This window comes from Mangrovibacterium diazotrophicum, assembly GCF_003610535.1.
Lineage (GTDB): Bacteria > Bacteroidota > Bacteroidia > Bacteroidales > Prolixibacteraceae > Mangrovibacterium > Mangrovibacterium diazotrophicum.
The window spans coordinates 602347-620290 of sequence record NZ_RAPN01000001.1 but is presented as its reverse complement, the minus strand read 5'-3'; the positions used below and the strand labels follow the sequence as shown (position 1 = coordinate 620290).

14 protein-coding genes are annotated in these 17944 nt (G+C 46.6%); 13 read left to right on the top strand and 1 reads right to left on the bottom strand.

All coding sequences use genetic code 11. The features are described 5' to 3' along the window. Nucleotides 1-48: 48 nt before the first annotated feature. Entirely contained in the window at nt 49-1089 is a 1041-nt protein-coding gene (locus BC643_RS02710) for a GMP reductase (RefSeq protein ID WP_120271630.1), read from the bottom strand. Between the two features lie 245 nt (nt 1090-1334). Between BC643_RS02710 and ahr the strand changes: the two genes are divergently transcribed. From ahr to BC643_RS02645, 13 genes are all read left to right on the top strand, one after another. Continuing rightward, nucleotides 1335-2342, top strand: coding sequence for an NADPH-dependent aldehyde reductase Ahr (gene ahr / locus BC643_RS02705; RefSeq protein ID WP_120271629.1), 1008 nt, complete (start codon nt 1335-1337; stop codon nt 2340-2342). Between the two features lie 371 nt (nt 2343-2713). After that, nucleotides 2714-4090, top strand: a complete 1377-nt coding sequence (hemN, locus tag BC643_RS02700; RefSeq protein WP_120271628.1) for an oxygen-independent coproporphyrinogen III oxidase — start codon at nt 2714-2716, stop codon at nt 4088-4090. Beyond that, nucleotides 4090-5448, top strand: coding sequence for a protoporphyrinogen oxidase (hemG, locus tag BC643_RS02695; RefSeq protein ID WP_211337956.1), 1359 nt, complete (start codon nt 4090-4092; stop codon nt 5446-5448). The genes hemN and hemG overlap by 1 nt, the downstream gene beginning before the upstream one ends. 8 nt (nt 5449-5456) lie before the next feature. After that, nucleotides 5457-6353, top strand: a complete 897-nt coding sequence (gene hemF, locus BC643_RS02690) for an oxygen-dependent coproporphyrinogen oxidase (protein WP_120271626.1) — start codon at nt 5457-5459, stop codon at nt 6351-6353. A gap of 253 nt (nt 6354-6606) precedes the next feature. Continuing rightward, on the top strand, nt 6607-7131 hold the full coding sequence (locus tag BC643_RS23365; protein WP_170154432.1) for a hypothetical protein: 525 nt from the start codon (nt 6607-6609) through the stop codon (nt 7129-7131). Then, entirely contained in the window at nt 7128-8006 is an 879-nt protein-coding gene (locus BC643_RS02680; RefSeq protein ID WP_170154431.1) for an ABC transporter ATP-binding protein, read from the top strand. The genes BC643_RS23365 and BC643_RS02680 overlap by 4 nt, the downstream gene beginning before the upstream one ends. Then, nucleotides 7990-8826 (top strand): ABC transporter permease, encoded by an 837-nt coding sequence (locus BC643_RS02675; RefSeq protein WP_120271623.1) that lies wholly within the window; start codon nt 7990-7992, stop codon nt 8824-8826. The genes BC643_RS02680 and BC643_RS02675 overlap by 17 nt, the downstream gene beginning before the upstream one ends. After that, entirely contained in the window at nt 8823-9446 is a 624-nt protein-coding gene (locus BC643_RS02670) for a hypothetical protein (protein ID WP_120271622.1), read from the top strand. The genes BC643_RS02675 and BC643_RS02670 overlap by 4 nt, the downstream gene beginning before the upstream one ends. Before the next feature lie 200 nt (nt 9447-9646). After that, entirely contained in the window at nt 9647-10585 is a 939-nt protein-coding gene (locus BC643_RS02665; RefSeq protein ID WP_211337955.1) for a ketopantoate reductase family protein, read from the top strand. A gap of 218 nt (nt 10586-10803) precedes the next feature. Next, nucleotides 10804-12033 carry a BamA/TamA family outer membrane protein gene (locus BC643_RS02660; RefSeq protein ID WP_120271621.1) on the top strand — a complete coding sequence of 410 codons (1230 nt, stop codon included), beginning with the start codon at nt 10804-10806 and terminating at the stop codon, nt 12031-12033. 96 nt (nt 12034-12129) lie between these two features. Further along, complete coding sequence (locus tag BC643_RS02655; RefSeq protein WP_147377117.1) at nt 12130-13194, top strand: hypothetical protein; 1065 nt, start codon at nt 12130-12132, stop codon at nt 13192-13194. Between the two features lie 291 nt (nt 13195-13485). After that, a complete protein-coding gene (locus BC643_RS02650; RefSeq protein ID WP_120271619.1) occupies nt 13486-15063 on the top strand; it encodes an arylsulfatase in 1578 nt (525 codons plus the stop codon). A gap of 278 nt (nt 15064-15341) precedes the next feature. Beyond that, entirely contained in the window at nt 15342-17768 is a 2427-nt protein-coding gene (locus BC643_RS02645; RefSeq protein WP_211337954.1) for an arylsulfatase, read from the top strand. Nucleotides 17769-17944: the final 176 nt, after the last annotated feature.

The window sequence follows — 17944 nt, the reverse complement described above, 5'->3', positions numbered from 1 at the left end:
GCAAATTTTACGTTTTGCTGCCTGATTTATTTTGAAGATTGTTGTTAGCTATTCTTTGTACACGCGGTTTTCCTGTTCTGCAACCCGAATAAAAGTCGTCCGCTTGGTCAGTTCTTTTAGAGTCGCTGCACCCACATAGGTACAGGTACTCCGGATTCCACCTAAAATATCCAAAACTGTTTCGCTGACAGGTCCGCGGTAGGGCACTTCAACGGTCTTTCCTTCACTGGCACGATAATCGGCCACACCGCCAACATGTTTCTGCATGGCAGTTGCCGAGCTCATGCCATAAAACTGCCGATACTTTTTTCCGCCTCGTTCAATGGTTTCGCCGCCACTTTCGTCGTGACCAGCCAGCATGCCACCCAACATCACAAAATCGGCTCCGGCACCAAAAGCTTTGGATACGTCCCCGGGAGTTGTGCAGCCTCCATCACTGATGATCTGGCCGCCGAGTCCGTGTGCTGCATCCGCGCATTCAATAATGGCAGAAAGTTGCGGGTAGCCAACACCCGTTTTCACGCGTGTTGTACACACCGAACCCGGTCCAATTCCAACTTTAATAATGTCGGCCCCAGCCAGCAACAGCTCTTCAACCATCTCGCCGGTAACAACGTTTCCTGCCATGATGATCTTGTCCGGGAACTTGTGTCTCATTTCGCTGACAAAGTGAACGAAATGCTCGGAATAGCCGTTTGCGACATCAATGCAAATAAATTTTAAGTGCGGGTTTTGTTTGAAAATTTCGGCGACCTTGTCCGCGTCAGTTGCTCCGGTTCCGGTACTCACCGCAATATAGTTTTCGATCCCGGTTGGCGCTTGTGCGAGGAACGAATTCCATTCCTCAATTGTGTAATGTTTATGCAGAGCTGTGAAAAGCTGTTTGTCCTGAAGGGCAAGAGCCATCTCAAAGGTACCGACAGTATCCATGTTGGCTGCCATAATAGGGATGCCTGTCCAAGTTGCGGAGCTGTGCATCAGTTTAAAGGTGCGCTCCAGACTAACCATCGAGCGACTTTTTAAGGTCGATCGTTTGGGGCGGAACATCACATCTTTAAACCCAAGTTTCACGTCATATTCTATTCTCATAGCTTTATCTTTTTAGTTTGCCTACAAGGTTAAAATGAATTCATTAAAAAAACAACCAGCGCGAGAGTTGGTTTGCAATGCTACTGTCGGATGTAATCGCGTGAATGATAATTTGATCTTCGTTGTTGTAAAGCATTGAAATACAAAACATAAAGTCAGAATTTAAATTAAGACTCTTTTGTGTTTTATTGATTATTGCGATAACTTTATAAGAAATACTCTCGAAACGCTTAAATAGGATTATTATGACAACAGTTAAAGCTTATGCAGCAAGTGAAGTTGGTGGAAAATTGAACCCATTCAGTTACGAGTTACCGAATATTGGTAGTGAAGAGGTCGATATTAAAGTGCATTATTGCGGCATTTGCCACTCTGATTTGAGTATGCTGAACAACGAGTGGGGCATGACTCAATATCCTTTGGTTCCCGGTCACGAAGTTATAGGGGAAGTTGTAGAGGTTGGTTCTCAGGTTAAAGGTCTAAAAGTTGGCGATTTCGTCGGTCTTGGTTGGGCATCTTCCTCCTGCATGCATTGCAAACAGTGTATGGATGGCAGCCACCACCTTTGTGGAAGTCTTGAAGGTACCATTGTTGGAAGGCATGGCGGTTTTGCCAATTTTGTCCGTTGTCACTGGTCCTGGGCTATTTCACTTCCTGAAGGAATTGATTTGCAAAAAGCCGGGCCGTTACTGTGTGGTGGTATCACTGTTTTCAATCCAATTATTATAGCTGGTATCAAGCCAACAGATAAAGTTGGAGTTATCGGCATTGGCGGGTTGGGACACATGGCACTGAAGTTTTTAAACAAGTGGGGGTGCGAAGTCATCGCTTTTAGTTCGAATCCAGACAAGAAAGAACAGATATTGGCGATGGGAGCCACCAAAGTCATTAACTCCCGCGACCCGAAAGAGCTGGAGAGTATTGCCGGAAGCTTGAATTTCATTTTGAATACGACGAACGTGAAGCTGGACTGGAATTCCTATTTGTCAACTCTGGCTCCAAAAGGAAAGCTTCACACGGTTGGAGCAGTGCTGGAACCGATGGAAATTCCTGCCTTTTCGCTCATCATGGGTGAGAAATCGGTTGGAGGTAGTCCAATCGGCAGCCCGGCTTTGACCAAAACGATGCTCGAGTTCTGTGTGCGTCACACTATTTACCCGATGGTTGAAGAGTTTCCGATCGAGAAGGTAAACGAAGCGATGGCTCACCTCGAAGCGGGCAAAGCCAGGTACCGTATTGTGCTCAAGGTCTAAGTCAATTCAGAATCAAACATTAGGATACACTACTTTTTGATAATTTAGAAAGCACATGTTCTCTGTTGAATAGTCCGCCTCTCTTTTAGAGTCTGCTTATTGTGACGAATGGCGCAATAAAAATGATACAACCCGTCAGTATTTGGATCATAAGTGTTTGTCATCGGTCTTGATCTTCATAATTCTGTGCCGCAATAGTTTTTATTTTGGGCTAAAAAGCTTGATTCATCTCAATTTTTATCTTCAGTAAAGTCTTTCCCTGTCTCTTTTATTTTTCCTATTTTTAAGCCCATTCAGAACAGCCTAACTACCGCATTTCGCTTGCTGTTTATGCGTTTGCGGAGATTTAAGCCTATTTAATTTGACAAATTATGAAGATACCTGTCGACCTGATTGAGAAATATAATGTTCCGGTGCCCCGGTATACCAGTTATCCGCCTGCTAACTTTTTTGAAGATTCTTTTGGCACAGCCGATTACCTGAAAGCGGTGGAGCAATCGAACGGGGAAAAACCGGAGAATATATCCATTTACATACACGTTCCGTTTTGCACCCAGCTTTGCCTGTATTGTGGCTGTAACACGCACATCACGCGCGATCGTGAGCTCATGCGTAGTTATGTTGATGCGTTGAAAAAAGAAATTCGCATGATTCGTCCACTGCTGGACAAAAGCCGGAAAGTTTCGCAGATTCATTGGGGCGGAGGAACGCCGAACGCGTTGCCGTCGTCACAAATCGGCGAAATCATGGACATTCTGACTTCTGAGTTCGAGTTTATCGACAAACCGGAAATTGCCATTGAATGCAACCCTGCTTCGCTGGATGAAATGTACATTGCCGATTTGGCTTCGTTCGGGTTTAACCGCATTAGTATGGGCGTGCAGGACTTTCGCGAGGATGTGCTGAATGCAGTGCATCGCGAAGTGCCCGTCATTCCAATTGAAGATCTTGTTAAGATGATCAAATCGCATCCGGGCATGTCTGTCAACCTCGACTTTATTTATGGTTTACCGTTTCAAACCGGTGAATCATTCTCTCAAACAATTGCCCGTGCGATTGAGATATCGCCGGATCGTTTGGTGACATTTTCCTACGCACACGTGCCTTGGGTGAAAAAAGCGCAGCAAAAGCTGGAAGAGTATGGTTTGCCTTCAGCTGATGAGAAAGTGAAAATGTTTGAAACTTCCTGGGCGCAGATGAAAGCCGCGGGCTATGTGCCGATCGGTTTGGATCACTATGCCCGTCCTGAGGATGATATGAGCAAAGCTCTGCAAACACGCACATTGCACCGAAATTTCCAAGGCTATTGTACCCGCGAAACGACCGGGCAGGTTTATGCTTTCGGCGTAACCGGAATTAGCCAGTTGGAGAACGTTTATGCACAAAATGCCCGCACTGTGAAAGAATACCTCGAATACATTGATAAAGGTGAATTCCTTGTGGTGAAAGGCTATTCGCTGACACCGACCGAGAAAGTTATTCGCCAGATCATCAACGAAATTATGTGTAATCAATATTTGTCGTGGACGAAGATTGGGGCCTATTTTAACCAGGATCCGAAAGAGATCAAAAAACTGCTGAATTTCAGTAATGAGAAACTCGATCCGTTTGTAGCTGACAATCTGCTCGAATACAACGACGACGAAATTATTATCTACGACCTGGGACGCTTCGTATTGCGGAACATTGCCGCCATTTTCGATATCCACGTTGGTGATCCGAATCGCAAATTTTCAAAATCAGTCTGATGAGTCAAAAAGTTGCTGTTATTGGAGCCGGACTTACGGGCTTAACCACGGCGTATTACTTGCGAAAACAAGGTGTTGATGTAACGGTTTTTGAAAAAGCTGATCGTGCAGGCGGAGTCATTCAGACCTGTCGCGAAGATGACTTTGTATATGAGAATGGCCCGAGTACCGGGGTTTTGGGATCGCCCGAAGCCGCGGAGTTGATTGAAGAATTGAGTGATCTTTGTCGGTTGGAAATTGCAGATGAAGATGCCAAATACCGCTGGATCTGGAAAGGAGGCCGCTGGGTGGCACTGCCTTCCGGCTTGATTGGTGGCGTAACGACACCGCTGTTTACCTTTGGCGACAAGCTTCGTCTATTGGGAGAGCCTTTCCGTAAACCGGGAACTGATCCCAACGAATCGCTGGCCGACCTTGTACGTCGCCGGATGGGAAAAAGCTTTCTGAAATATGCTGTTGATCCGTTCATCCTCGGAATTTATTCGGGCGACCCGGAAAAACTGGTTACCAAATACGCTTTGCCCAAACTTTACAATTTGGAGCAGAACTACGGCAGTTTTATTGGCGGCAGCATGAAGAAAGCCAAAGAACCCAAATCGGATCGTGATAAGAAAGCGACTCGCGAGGTGTTTTCCATGCAGGGTGGACTTTCAACATTGATTGATGCTTTGGTGCAGAAAATCGGAGCAGAGAACGTCATTCTAAACGCACATAATATTCAAATTAAACAAGCCAAATCGGGCTATTCGCTATCATACGGCAATCAGGTGGAGTTGCCGTTCGATCGGGTTATTTCAACAATTGGTGCCTGGGCCTTACCTGAAATATTTCCTTTTTTACCTGCACAAGATCTGGCTGATATCACCGAATTGCCTTATGCCAAGGTTGTACAGGTGTCGGTTGGATTTCGCCAATGGGAAGGAACGGAACTCAAGGCCTTTGGTGGATTGGTGCCGTTTTGCGAGAATCGCCGCGTGCTGGGTGCTTTGTTCCTGTCATCTTTTCTGAAAGGACGTGCCCCGGAGGGTGGGGCCCTGATTTCAACTTTCTTGGGAGGAGTACGTAAACCGGAGATGGTGAAATTAAGCGATGACGAGTTAAAGGCTGTTGTTGAGGCTGAACTAAAAGAAATGTTGGGGCTCACAAAATGGAATCCGGATTTGATCGTTATTAACCGATACCAGCATGCAATTCCGCAATACGGCGTTGAGTCGGAAGCCAAGTTGAAAGCGGTGGAAAAACTGGAGAATCAGTTCCCGGGGCTTTATTTGGCTGGCAATCTGCGTGATGGTATTGGAATGGCGGACCGGATTAAACAAGGTCGCGAAATGGCTGTTCTAGTCAGCAAAAAGGTGTAAACAGGACGATGAGAAAAGACAAAGTAGCAGCGGATTACCGTGCTTTACAGCAAAAAATATGTAGTATTTTGGAGCAAGCAGATGGTGGCTCCAAATTTATGACCGACCATTGGACAAAGGAAATTGGCGAAGGTTTTACCATGGTTTTCGAGGACGGACACGCGATCGAAAAGGCAGCGGTGAACTTCTCTGCGGTGAATGGTCCGGTGAGCGAGAGCATGCGCAAGGCATTGAACATCGATGAGGGACAGGAATATTTTGCCAGTGGAATCTCGTCGATCATTCATCCCAGAAACCCGCATGCGCCAATCACTCACATGAATGTCCGTTATTTCGAACTCAGTTCGGGCGTTGCCTGGTTTGGTGGCGGTATCGATCTGACTCCTCATTATGTCGATAAAAAGGAAGCCACTTGGTTTCACCGCGAACTAAAAACAGTTTGCGATCGCTTCGACGCCGATTATTATCCGAATTTTAAGAAATGGGCCGACGACTATTTTTATTTGAAACATCGTGCTGAAACAAGAGGCGTTGGTGGTATCTTTTTTGATCATAAGCCGGCTGCAAGCGATTCGGATTTTGAGCAGTTGTTTGCTTATACCAAGGACTTAGCTTTAGCATATCCGCGTATTTACGTGCAGTTGCTGAACGCCAATCGCGATAAAGCGTTCACCGAGAGCGAAAAAAAGTGGCAGTACCTGCGAAGAGGCCGGTACGTCGAGTTCAACCTGTTGTACGATCGTGGTACCAAATTTGGGTTGGAATCGAACGGCCGAACAGAGTCGATTTTTCTGAGCATGCCGCCAATGGCATCGTGGACTTACGACTACAAGCCGGAAGCCGGTTCGCGTGAAGAAGAAACTTTGAATCTATTGAAGAAAGATATCGATTGGATCTCGTTTTAGTCCCTTCCCACGTGCTAAAACTACCGATCTGCAATCAATCGATGCCCCTGTCCGCGAGGATAGGGGTTTTTTTATACCCGCCACATTCCAATAAATGTTTTGTAACTGAACAACGAAAAGATTATTGAGACAAAAAGAACAATGGCTGATATAGTTCTCTGCGGAATTATTGTTTAAGAGCGGTAAATGGTTTATCTTTTTTTTGCGAGACTTAGTTACTGCGATCTTAAACCAAAGCGATTCGAAATTTACCATGTTTAAGCAAGAACAACCTGGTGTCCCCATTTCGTATGTTTTATTCAGAAAGATCCTGTCTTTTCTGAATGCCGGGCGGATGCTCCATCTCTTTTGCCTGATCAGTTTATTTTTGACCTCGGTCTTTTTGAAACGTTTGTTACAGGCAGAACATTGGTATTGGAGTTGGCATATTCTGCCGACCTTGCTTTTTGCAACTTTAGTCGTGACCACCCAACTGGACGCCTATAGTCGCTATCAAAACTACAAGCAAGTGAAAGATTTATTGTATCTGCACGGATTCCGAGCTTTACTGCTGGGGCCGTTTTCGCATTCGCGTTGCCAGCGCGATGCCGTTTGGGAAGCGGCGAAACAATTGAGTTACGCAGAGCAAACTCAAAAATATTTCAAAAAGCTGGGCTATCGTTGGTATCATATTCTACCGACACCGATTTTAAAAAAGCCCGGTTTGTTGCTGACCAAGGGGTATTGGGCAACCACGTTTTTCGTTCATTATTATCCAAGCAAATATTTTCACTGGTGACGACTATCAAAGCACAAAACATCAATTTACACTACGGACGACGAAAGATTCTGGATGGGGTTGAACTGCAACTGGAATCTGGGGAGATTACGGCCTTAATTGGACCAAATGGCGCTGGCAAAAGTTCTACTTTCCGAATTCTCTCCGGTTTGGTTCGGGCTGACCATGGACAGGTGTTTGTAGATGACCGAAAGCTGGCCAACTTTGCAGGCTTGCGGGATTATTGCAGTTATTTGCTCGAGTCACCCGATTTTTACGGCTACCTGAGCGGCCGGAAAAACCTGCAACTGCTGAATGGCTTAACCGGTGCAAAAGCGCATGTCGACGAATTGCTCGAACGGGTTGGCTTGAGCCGGGATGCCCATAAAAAAGTGCAACAGTACTCGCGGGGCATGAAACAGCGCTTGGGAATCGCCCAGATTTTGGCCGACGACCGTCCGTTTCTGATACTGGATGAACCCTTCAACGGCCTCGATCCGGAAGTAAAAGATCAGATGTTGGAACTTTTGTTGGACCTGAAAAAGGCGGGCAAAGGCATCGTTCTTTCTACGCACCTGCTGGCTGATATGGAGACCGTTGCTGATCGTTTTGTGCTGCTGAATAAAGGGAAAGTCCAGTTGTCAGGAACCATGGATGTGGTGAACAGCAATCGGCAGCATGTTCGGATGCATTTTCGGGAACTACCGCCTCAATTGCCGTCAGATTTTGGACAATTGGGACGGGTGGATAACAGATTGGAGCTTAATGCTACAATTGCCGAGACGGAGTCGTTGCTTCTTCAACTAACCGCTGCCGGATTGGTTCCTTTCAAAATTGAACGCTCAAGTATTCTTCACGATAAATACATGGAAATAGCCAATGATGCGACTGCTTAATTTTGAACTGCACAAATTGCTCTACAAACCTCGCACATACCTGAGCATGGCGCTGGTTGGCGTACTTGTTCTACTCATTTTTTGGGGACTAAAAAGCGAAGGCGAAGTTGCGATCGATTACCTTTTACAAGCGTTGAAAGCAAATTTCGTTCTCGAAGGTCGTTTGCTGAATGCCTGGCTGGTCATTTATTTTACGCTGAACACGCTTTGGATTCATGTGCCCATTTTAATAATTATCGTTACCGGCGATTTATTTAGTTCGGAACTGGAAAGCGGCACGATTCGGCTGATTATAACTCGTCCAATCCGGCGCTCGTCGCTCGTGCTGGCAAAACATCTTACCGCCATCGCTTTTGTGTTTTTGTTTGTGCTGTTTTGGTCGTTGCTTACTGTTCTGCCGAGCTTCTCGTTGTTTGGTGGTGGCGATCTTGTTGTGCTGTTTAATGGCCTGCAGATTTTGGAAGAATCGGTGTTGCCCTGGCGTTTTGTGGCTGCTTTTGCCTTCGGATTTCTGGGAATGAGCGCTTTGGCTGTTTTCTCAGTTACGGTTAGCTTTTTTACGCGGCGGTCGCTGGTTACCATCCTCATTACTTTGGGGGCGATCGTCATCAGCACCTTGTTGCAAACCCTGGCGTCCGGGCTGTTTCACGGCTGGGAGAATTTCCTGATTACTTATCAGCTGGCACAATGGCAACTGTTCTTTTACACCACGCCCGATTGGGCAAATATTGTATTCGCGGCGTCCTGGTTGGTCTTGTTTTCCCTGCTTTGTATCGTGGTTTCAATTTGGCGTTTTAACCGACTAAAAATTACCGAATGATCAAATATCTTCTATTTATATTTCTGCTTTTTAACTGCAGTTTAGCGGCCTTCGCACAACCGGATGTGTTGGAGCAGCTGAAGCAGCGTTATGCAATGCCCAATGGTTTTGAAGCAGTGGTGACGCTTCGAGTGGATGTTCCCGGAATAAAGGCTCCCGATAAAACCATCGAGATAAAAGGGGAGAACGGGAAAGCACCCAAGATAAAAGGGGAAGGACTCATTCTGTTACCAAAGAAAGGGCTGATGCGCCAGTTTAACGACTTGCTGAGCTTGGAAGTTCATTGGATTGACATGGGAGAAAGCGGCGAGGAGCATTTATACAAGTTGGTTTCGCTAGATGCTAAAAGCGATTGGGTAACGGCTGATTTGCAAATCAATAAAAACGAGCCGCGCATTGACCAGGTGGTGCTGACTACCCGCGATGCCGGCATTTTCACCTTAAATCACACTTATTTAGAAGATAAATTCCCTTCGGAGACAGAAGTCGCTTTCGAGACCAGTAAGTTTTCGGTGCCCCTGAAATTTCTGGGAAAGTCGGATCAGATTGAACGTGCAGACTCGACCAAACTGGTCACCGGTAAAATCTACATTCATTTTGATGAGTTAACAATCTTCTAGCGGTGTTTGGGGCGTTTTATGCCATTCCCTGACTTGTTTTTGGAAGAAGCTGCCAATTCAAATATTAAGCCTGTGTTTATTGGGCTAGTCATCGCTTCTGATGTATCTCTCGAACCTACGATTTTGCTAAATTTACGGTCGAACTGATTGAATCAGTCATCCAAACGACTTTCCTTGCACCGAACTTCTAATTTATAGGAATGGAGATCTTGATAATGAATAAACCAATTCAAAAAGTTTCGATTATTGGCTTAGGTGCTTTGGGTATCCTTTACGGCGAACATTTTTTACGGAAAATGCCGGCCGATGATTTGCGCATCATTGCAGATTCGGATCGTGTTGACCGCTACAAAAGCGAAGGCATTTTTTGTAATGGGAAAGCCTGCGATTTTAACTATGTAACACCGGAGGAAAAAGTTGAACCGGCTGACTTAATCATCTTCGCCGTGAAATATACTACGTTGCCGGAAGCCATCCGGATGGTCAAAGGCCATGTTGGTCCGGATACTATCATTCTTTCGGTGTTGAACGGAGTAGTCAGCGAGGAAGAGATCGGCGCGGTGTACGGTAAAGAGCATTTGCTTTACAGCGTGGCACAGGGAATGACAGCTGCCAAAGTGGGCAACCAAATGAGCTACAAAAGCAAAGGAATACTCTGTTTTGGCGAATTGAATGCGACCGAAAACTCAGTAAAGGTGGAGCGGGTCAAAAGCTTTTTCGATCAGGTGGACTTGCCTTACGAAATCAACAACCGGATGCACGATAAATTGTGGAGCAAGCTGATGATTAATGTCGGTGTTAACCAGACTGTCGGCTATTTCAATGCCACGAATAAGCTCATTCAGCAACCCGGAAAACCCCGCGAAATGATGCTTGCCGCCATGGAGGAAGTAATCGAAGTGGGACAGCGCGAAGGTGTAGGCATTTCCGGCGACGACATCGCCTATTGGTTGAAGATTATCGATTCACTGTCCCCGGACGAGAGCCCGTCGATGGCGCAGGATGTAAAAGCCGGACGCCCAACCGAGGTGGATTTGTTTGCCGGAACAATTGTGGCGCTGGGCAAAAAACACGGTTTGGCAGTTCCGGTAAACGAAATGTTTTTGGAGCATTTCACCAAGCCTGCTAGCGGCAATTGATGCTAACCGGTAGTTTCAGCATATCAAATTTGCAAGCGGATTTTTGAAAGGGTTTCTCCGGCTTCAAACTAAAAACGGCATTTCAATTAAATTATGTTGTTTTTTTTGAAAGCCGGTTCGGATTGAATTCCATACCTTTAAAGAAGCGATTCGAAAAGGCAGCGGTTTTTGGGGTCTCCATCCGTTGTCGGTTCATCCCAAAACCCAAAAATCCGCTTATGAAAAAACTACCGCTACTGGTACTTTTGCTGTTGGCAACCGCTGTTGCATGGGCGAAAGACAAGAACACCGAAAAAAAGAAAAAGGACAAGTCGGAAAAGAACCTTTCCATCATACCGCTACCGGCTATTGCCTATAATCCAACGAATGGCTGGCTGCTGGGAGTGGCTCCCGGTGCTAGCTGGTTTATGGGAAGTCCGGATAGCACCAGTATTTCGTCGGGTTTGGGAACGTTAATTTACACCACCAAACATCAGTTTCTGTTTACCGCAAAAACCAATGTTTTTCTGGATGGCGACCGCTGGAACCTGATGGGCGACTGGCGCTACTTTATTTCGTCGGCACCCACCTACGGACTGGGAACCGGGCCACAATCGGGCAAACCGGTTGGCACCGGAATTGAATACGCTGAAGGACAGTTTTCGAAAGCCATTCCCGATGCGCAGATGATGGACTTTCATTATTTGCGCTTCCACGAGACCGTGCTGAAACGGATTGAGGATACCCGCTACTTTCTGGGGTTGGGCTATCACCTCGACATTCATTCCCAAATAGAAGATAATTTGCTGGATTTGGACTCCGAAGAACCGACAGTCACCAGCCATTATGCCTATCAAACGAATAAGGGTTTCTCGGCCGAAAAATACACGGTGTCGGGGCTTTCTCTGAATGCGCTGTTGGATAGCCGCGATAATGCCGTGAATCCGTATAGCGGCCGCTACGCCTATGTCAATTTGAGGGTGAACCCGAAATTTTTCGGCAGCGACAAGAGCTCGACCATGCTTTGGCTCGAATACCGCGATTACCTCCACCTGGATGAACAGCGTCCGCGTCACCTGATTGGTTTCTGGACTTACGGCTGGTTTGTGACTTCGGGAGAAGTGCCGTACATGGATTTGCCGGCGCTGGGCTGGGATCAGTTTGGGCGGTCGGGAAGGGCATACACACAGGGGCGTTTTCGTGGGGAGGATCTGATGTACGGCGAGGTGGAGTACCGTTTCCCGCTTCAGAAAAATAAGGAAACATTTGGTGGCGTCGTCTTCCTGAATACCACAACCGCCAGTAACCGCGGCGCCGACATCAATCTTTTTAAATACCTGGATTATGCCTACGGAACGGGACTTCGCGTGATGATCAACAAGAAGTCGCGGGCGAATCTGGCGATCGACTACGCGTTTGGCAAATATGGTGCCGGTGGCTTCTATTTCGGTATCAATGAGGTGTTTTGAACAAACACCGGTTAGCAAGTATCGGCGGAGAGTGCTATTCCGGTAACTGCTTTTGTCATAACTTGTAGGAACGTTTGAACGAAAAAAATCGGCAGTATGGTGAAAATTAATTCTGCAAGGGTATTTCATCCGGTGAATCGGATCGTCCTTTTTCTACTCCTTTTGTTTTTTTCAACGTGTGTGTCGGCCCAGTATTCCAGCCTTCATAAAGGTGACACGATCCACACGGAGTATCCGTACCGATTCCCGCTTTTGGGCGATAAGGCCTACGATAAAGGATTTGATATGCCTTATCCCTGGGGCGGGATGTTCAATTTCTTCACCGCCAAGCAGGATATTGTTATTCCGGAGGTGGCTGTGGGCTTTTCCGAGGGAATGATACCCGACGTACCCGTCACTGATTTGACCGACCTCATTGAATTTGGAACCTTGAATGCAAAGGCCACGTCGATCAATGTTAGGCCCGATCTCTGGGTGTTGCCTTTTTTAGATGTTTATGGAATATTCGGGAAAGCCTATGCCGAAACCACAGTCGAGTTGACTTATCCTATCCAAATGAAAACGGTTGCTGAGCTGGAGGGAACCAGCCTTGGATTTGGTGTTACGGGAGCCGGTGGACTGGGGAAATACTTCATTGTGCTCGATGGCAACTGGGTGTGGACAAACATGAGCAATTTTAAGGAACCGGTGAAGACCGGAATATTTTCGATGCGGGTGGGACGTGCCTTCAAGGTGTCGCAGAAGCCCGGTTCGAACCTGGCCTGGTGGGTCGGTACCATGCGCGTAAATATGGGCGGAGTCACCGAAGGGAATATTCCTTTGGCCAGCGTGATCCCGACGGAAACCTGGGAGAAGCGCGATGAAATTGTAGATACCTATTGGAACTGGTACGATAATGAAGCCACCATTGCACAAAAACTGCTGGCTGATAAAACGCTGACCCCCATTGTGAATAAGTTGGAAGCTGCCGACGGTTCGGGGATGATTCACTACCGAATCCGAAAAAGTCCGAAGCAAAAGTGGAACATGATTGTCGGTGGTCAATACCAGCTAAACAAGCACCACCAGTTTCGCGGCGAAGTGGGCTTCATCGGCAATCGAAAGTCGTTGCTGCTTTCCTATAATTATCGTTTCGGATTTAAAATGAAAAATTCGCGATAACCAACAGAAAATAAGTATTTTATTCTTCTGGATTCAATTAAAACCTGAAATGGCTATGCCGTCTATACGGCTAAATAATCGTAAACAGAGAGTAAAAAATCGTTATTTAACGATATGTCCTGTAAAAAGAATGTTGTAAATTGATTAGCGAACAACGAACCTGTTGTTCCTAATTCCCGGGAAATATTGCTGCGCCCCGTTTTTCGAATTGGAAGTTAAGAGAGGAGAACATACTGCTTTGTACGTGGAACAAGGAAGAATTTGATTTTCACAAATTATAAACACAAAGTTATGAGTTACAGAAAACCTTTCTCGATTCTTTTTTTCGGGCTTTTGCTTGTAGCGTTCAGCTTAACCGGCTTTGCGCAAGACAAACCCAATATTTTGGTCATCATGGTTGATGACGTCGCCCCAAACTCGCTAGGTTGTTACAGTTTAGGCCTACAGTACCCAACACCAAATATCGACCGCATCGCTAAAGAGGGCGTCTTGTTTACGGACCACTATTCGCAGCCCAGTTGTACTGCTGGTCGTGCGGCCTTTATTACCGGCCAAAAACCGGTTCGTACGGGGCTAACAACCGTCGGCCAACCCGGTAACCCGCTTGGTTTGAAAAAAGAAGACCCAACGCTGGCCGAGTTGCTGAAGCCGATGGGCTACATGACCGGGCAGTTTGGTAAAAACCACCTGGGCGACCGCAACGAGCACTTGCCGACAGTTCATGGTTTCGACGAGTTCTACGGAAACCTGTATCACCTGAACGTGTCGGAAGAAGAAGAGCAAGCTGACTATCCGAAAACCAAAGAGTTCTACAACAAATACGGCCCTCGCGGGATTATCCAGTCTTTTGCATCTGATAAGTATGACTCAACAGAAGATCCACGCTTTGGCGTTGTAGGCAAACAAAAAGTGAAGGACCTTGGCCCGCTGACTTCGAAAATGATGGAAAGTTTCGACGATACTTTGGTTGCCAAAACCGAAGATTTTATCAAACGGGCACACGATGCTGGTAAACCGTTCTTTATCTGGCATGCTACCAGCCGCATGCACGTTTACACACACCTGAAAGAAGAACACCGCAATCTGGCCACACCAATTAGTACCGATATGGACTTGTTTGGTTCGGGGTTGATGGAGCATGACGGACAGGTTGGTGAAATTCTGGACTACCTGGACGAATTGGGAATCGCCGATAACACCATCGTGATTTACACAACGGATAACGGACCAGAGCAAAGTACCTGGCCCGATGCCGGTGTAACGATGTTCCGCGGTGAAAAAATGACCACTTATGAAGGTGGTGTTCGTGCACCATTCATGGTTCGGTGGCCGGGAAAAATACCTGCTGGTTTGATTCGCAATGGCATCTCGGCTCATGAAGATGTTTTGCCAACGGTGATGGCAGCAGTGGGCGATACCGATATTATCGAAGAACTGAAGGAGGGTAAGAAATTTGGGGATATGACTTATAAAGTACATATCGACGGTTTTAACAACCTGGATTACTGGGAAGGAAAAACCGACAAATCGGCCCGCAACTACTTCTTCTATTATTACGAATCCAGTCTGACAGCCATGCGTGTTGGCCCGTGGAAAATGCATTTTGCAACAAAGCAACGTTATTTCGATAACATGGTGCCGCGTACAATGCCACAACTTTTCAATCTACGAAAAGACCCTTTTGAAAAATATGACGACATCTACGCGTTCGAATTGATTATGCATAAATCCTGGGTGTTCCAGCCTGCGATTGGCGCGCTGACCGAGCACCTGGAAAGTTTCCAGGATTTCCCACCGCGACAAGCCTCAGCTTCGTTGGATATCAATAAAGCCATCGAGGCCATCCTGCAATCAGATACACGACAATAAATTATTCCAATCAATTGATAAAAGAAAGGCACTTAACAGGTGCCTTTCTTTTTATATTCCTGATTCATGTCTGATATTGAATGTTTTAATTTGTTGTAGCTATTTGTTCAATAGTATTGACACTATACCAAGGATGTCGTAACTTGACTACTCATTGACAAACCAGTCAAACAAATTTCCCTGGAATTTTGCTGTGCTTTTTTGGGAGAGGACGAGGCGAAGATAGCTTTACGTGGAATGGTTGAAAGTTTTACTGAAACAATCCTAAATACGAAGTTATGATGTCAAAAAAACCTTTCCTTGTTCAGTTAAATCAGAAATTGGTGAAACGATGGAGTTGTTTCCTCTTTTCTGTTCCGTTGCTTGCAGTGCTCTTGTTTGCCTGCCAGCCAGCCCCCAAAGAAGAAGCCAAGACAAGTTCGGCAGTTGGTGCCGATGGCTTCGACCGGACACATTTACCAATGACTCCGCCTGAGGTTCCTGTAATCACGGCACTGGATGCCCGTGATGCCACAGCACCCAAACCCTGGGCGGTGAAAGCTCCCGATGGAGCACCCAATGTTGTTATCGTTTTGATTGATGATATGGGCTTTGGCCAAAGTAGCTCATTTGGTGGAGCTATTCGCATGCCGGCAGCTGATAAGCTCGCTGACGAAGGGATTCGCTTTAATCGCTTCCACACCACCGCGCTTTGTTCGCCCACGCGTACGGCTTTGTTAAGTGGACGAAATCACCATTCTAACAACATGGGTGGGATTACCGAAGTTGCCACGGCCTTTGAAGGAAACACGGGGCTAACACCGCAAAGCTGCGCAACCGTTGCCGAAATCCTGAAACTAAATGGCTACAACACGGCTCACTTCGGAAAGAACCACGAAACAGCAGCCTGGGAAATCAGTCCATCGGGGCCGTTCACCCATTGGCCGGTATACAAAGGATTTGAAAAATTTTATGGTTTTATGGGCGGTGAAACCAACCAGTTCTACCCCGGAATCTACGACGGAACTACAAAAGTGGAAGTGGATTCAGAAGATCCAAACTACCACTTTACCGAGGATATGACTGATCATGCCATATCGTGGATGAAAGCTCAGAAATCATTAACTCCCGATAAACCTTTTTTTATGTATTTCGCACCAGGGGCTACGCATGCGCCTCACCAGCCGCCGGCATCGTACCTGGATAAATACAAAGGCGAGTTCGATGATGGTTGGGATGCCTACCGTCAGAAAACATTGGACCGTCAAATTAAAATGGGTATTGTGCCCGAAGGAACCAAACTGGCTCCCAAACCCGATTACATCAAAGATTGGGATAAACTGTCACCAACGGAGCAAAAAGTATTTGCCCGCCAAATGGAAATCTTTGCTGCCTTTGGTGAGCATGTTGACGACCAGGTTGGTCGGTTGTATCAGTCGATTGAGGATCTCGGGATAGCAGATAATACGCTTTTCATCTACATTTTAGGTGACAACGGGGCCAGTGCCGAAGGGATGGCCAATGGCCTGCTGAATGAAAATACCTACTTCAACGGTGTTGCGGAAGACATTGACATGATGGCTGCAAACCTGGATAAACTGGGTACCCGCGAATCGTATGGTCACTTTGCCGCCGGATGGGCTGTGGCCGGTAATACACCTTTTAAATGGACCAAACAGGTAGCCGGTAACTTTGGTGGAACCCGAAATGGTTTGATCATGGTATGGCCGGGAAAATTGAAACAGACCGACGTGGTTCGCGATCAGTTCTGTCATGCCATCGACATTGTGCCGACGATTCTGGAAGCCGCACATGTGCCGGAACCGGTTAGTGTAAACGGGGTAGAGCAGAAGCCGATTGAAGGTTTCAGTATGCTGAAGACTTTTGATGATCCGAAAACGCCTGAATTCCATAACACACAATATTTTGAGATCGTCGGTAACCGTGCGATCTACCAGGATGGCTGGGTGGCTTCGACTGTCCACAAAGCACCCTGGGAAGACGGTCCTCGCGGCAAATTGGTTGACGATAAATGGGAACTCTACAATGTCAATGAAGACTTCAGCGAGAGTACCGATTTAGCGGCTGACAACCCCGAAAAAGTGGAAGAGCTCAAGCAGGTGTTTATGGATGAAGCGGTAAAATACCACGTGCTACCAATCGACGACCGTACGATCGAGCGTTTCGACCCGGCAACTGCAGGGCGCCCCGACCTGATGAACGGACGGAAATCGTTGACTGTGTATGAAGGCATGAGCGGTATGCTCGAGAATGCATTCATCAACATTAAAAATACCAGCAGCAAATTCACGACCGAGGTGGAAGTGAAACCGGGAGCCAACGGTGTTATCCTGGCCATGGGCGGTTTGTTTGGCGGTTACAGTCTTTGGGTTGACAAAGGAAAGCCTGTTTTTACCTACAACTGGGTCGGTTTGAAACAGTACGATGTGAACAGTAGCAAAGCCCTTTCGGCTGGTAAGCACACCATTGAATTTGAATTTGCCTACGATGGTGGCGGAATGGGGAAAGGTGGAAACGGAACCCTCTTTATCGATGGCGAAAAAGTAGGAGAGGCCCGCATCGACAATACCAACGGTAACATGTTCTCGCTCGATGAAGGCGCCGACGTTGGTTTTGACGAAGCAACCAATGTGAGCCGCCGCTACAAGGTTGGCGAGAACAAGTTCAACGGAAAAATCAACTACGTAACGATAGCAGTTGAATAATGCTGTATTTTAAAAGGTGAATATGAAGGGCATCCGAGAGGGTGCCTTTTTTTTGTCAAATGACTACCGTAGAAACCAGCGTTGTAACTCTGTTTCAAATAAGCGAGTATATCCAATATTGCTTTTTGCGAAGAAGGCAGGACAAAAGCTCAGCTAAACACCAATCTGCAGGAAAG

Bases quoted from the DNA above. Each gene is read 5' to 3' on its own strand.
- hemN (WP_120271628.1), top strand. From the start codon at position 2,714: ATGAAGATACCTGTCGACCTGATTGAGAAATATAATGTTCCGGTGCCC.
- hemF (WP_120271626.1), top strand. From the start codon at position 5,457: ATGAGAAAAGACAAAGTAGCAGCGGATTACCGTGCTTTACAGCAAAAA.
- BC643_RS02710 (WP_120271630.1), bottom strand. From the start codon at position 1,089: ATGAGAATAGAATATGACGTGAAACTTGGGTTTAAAGATGTGATGTTC.
- BC643_RS02665 (WP_211337955.1), top strand. From the start codon at position 9,647: ATGGAGATCTTGATAATGAATAAACCAATTCAAAAAGTTTCGATTATT.
- BC643_RS23365 (WP_170154432.1), top strand. From the start codon at position 6,607: ATGTTTAAGCAAGAACAACCTGGTGTCCCCATTTCGTATGTTTTATTC.
- BC643_RS02675 (WP_120271623.1), top strand. From the start codon at position 7,990: ATGATGCGACTGCTTAATTTTGAACTGCACAAATTGCTCTACAAACCT.
- BC643_RS02670 (WP_120271622.1), top strand. From the start codon at position 8,823: ATGATCAAATATCTTCTATTTATATTTCTGCTTTTTAACTGCAGTTTA.
- BC643_RS02655 (WP_147377117.1), top strand. From the start codon at position 12,130: ATGGTGAAAATTAATTCTGCAAGGGTATTTCATCCGGTGAATCGGATC.
- ahr (WP_120271629.1), top strand. From the start codon at position 1,335: ATGACAACAGTTAAAGCTTATGCAGCAAGTGAAGTTGGTGGAAAATTG.
- BC643_RS02645 (WP_211337954.1), top strand. From the start codon at position 15,342: ATGATGTCAAAAAAACCTTTCCTTGTTCAGTTAAATCAGAAATTGGTG.
- BC643_RS02650 (WP_120271619.1), top strand. From the start codon at position 13,486: ATGAGTTACAGAAAACCTTTCTCGATTCTTTTTTTCGGGCTTTTGCTT.
- BC643_RS02660 (WP_120271621.1), top strand. From the start codon at position 10,804: ATGAAAAAACTACCGCTACTGGTACTTTTGCTGTTGGCAACCGCTGTT.
- hemG (WP_211337956.1), top strand. From the start codon at position 4,090: ATGAGTCAAAAAGTTGCTGTTATTGGAGCCGGACTTACGGGCTTAACC.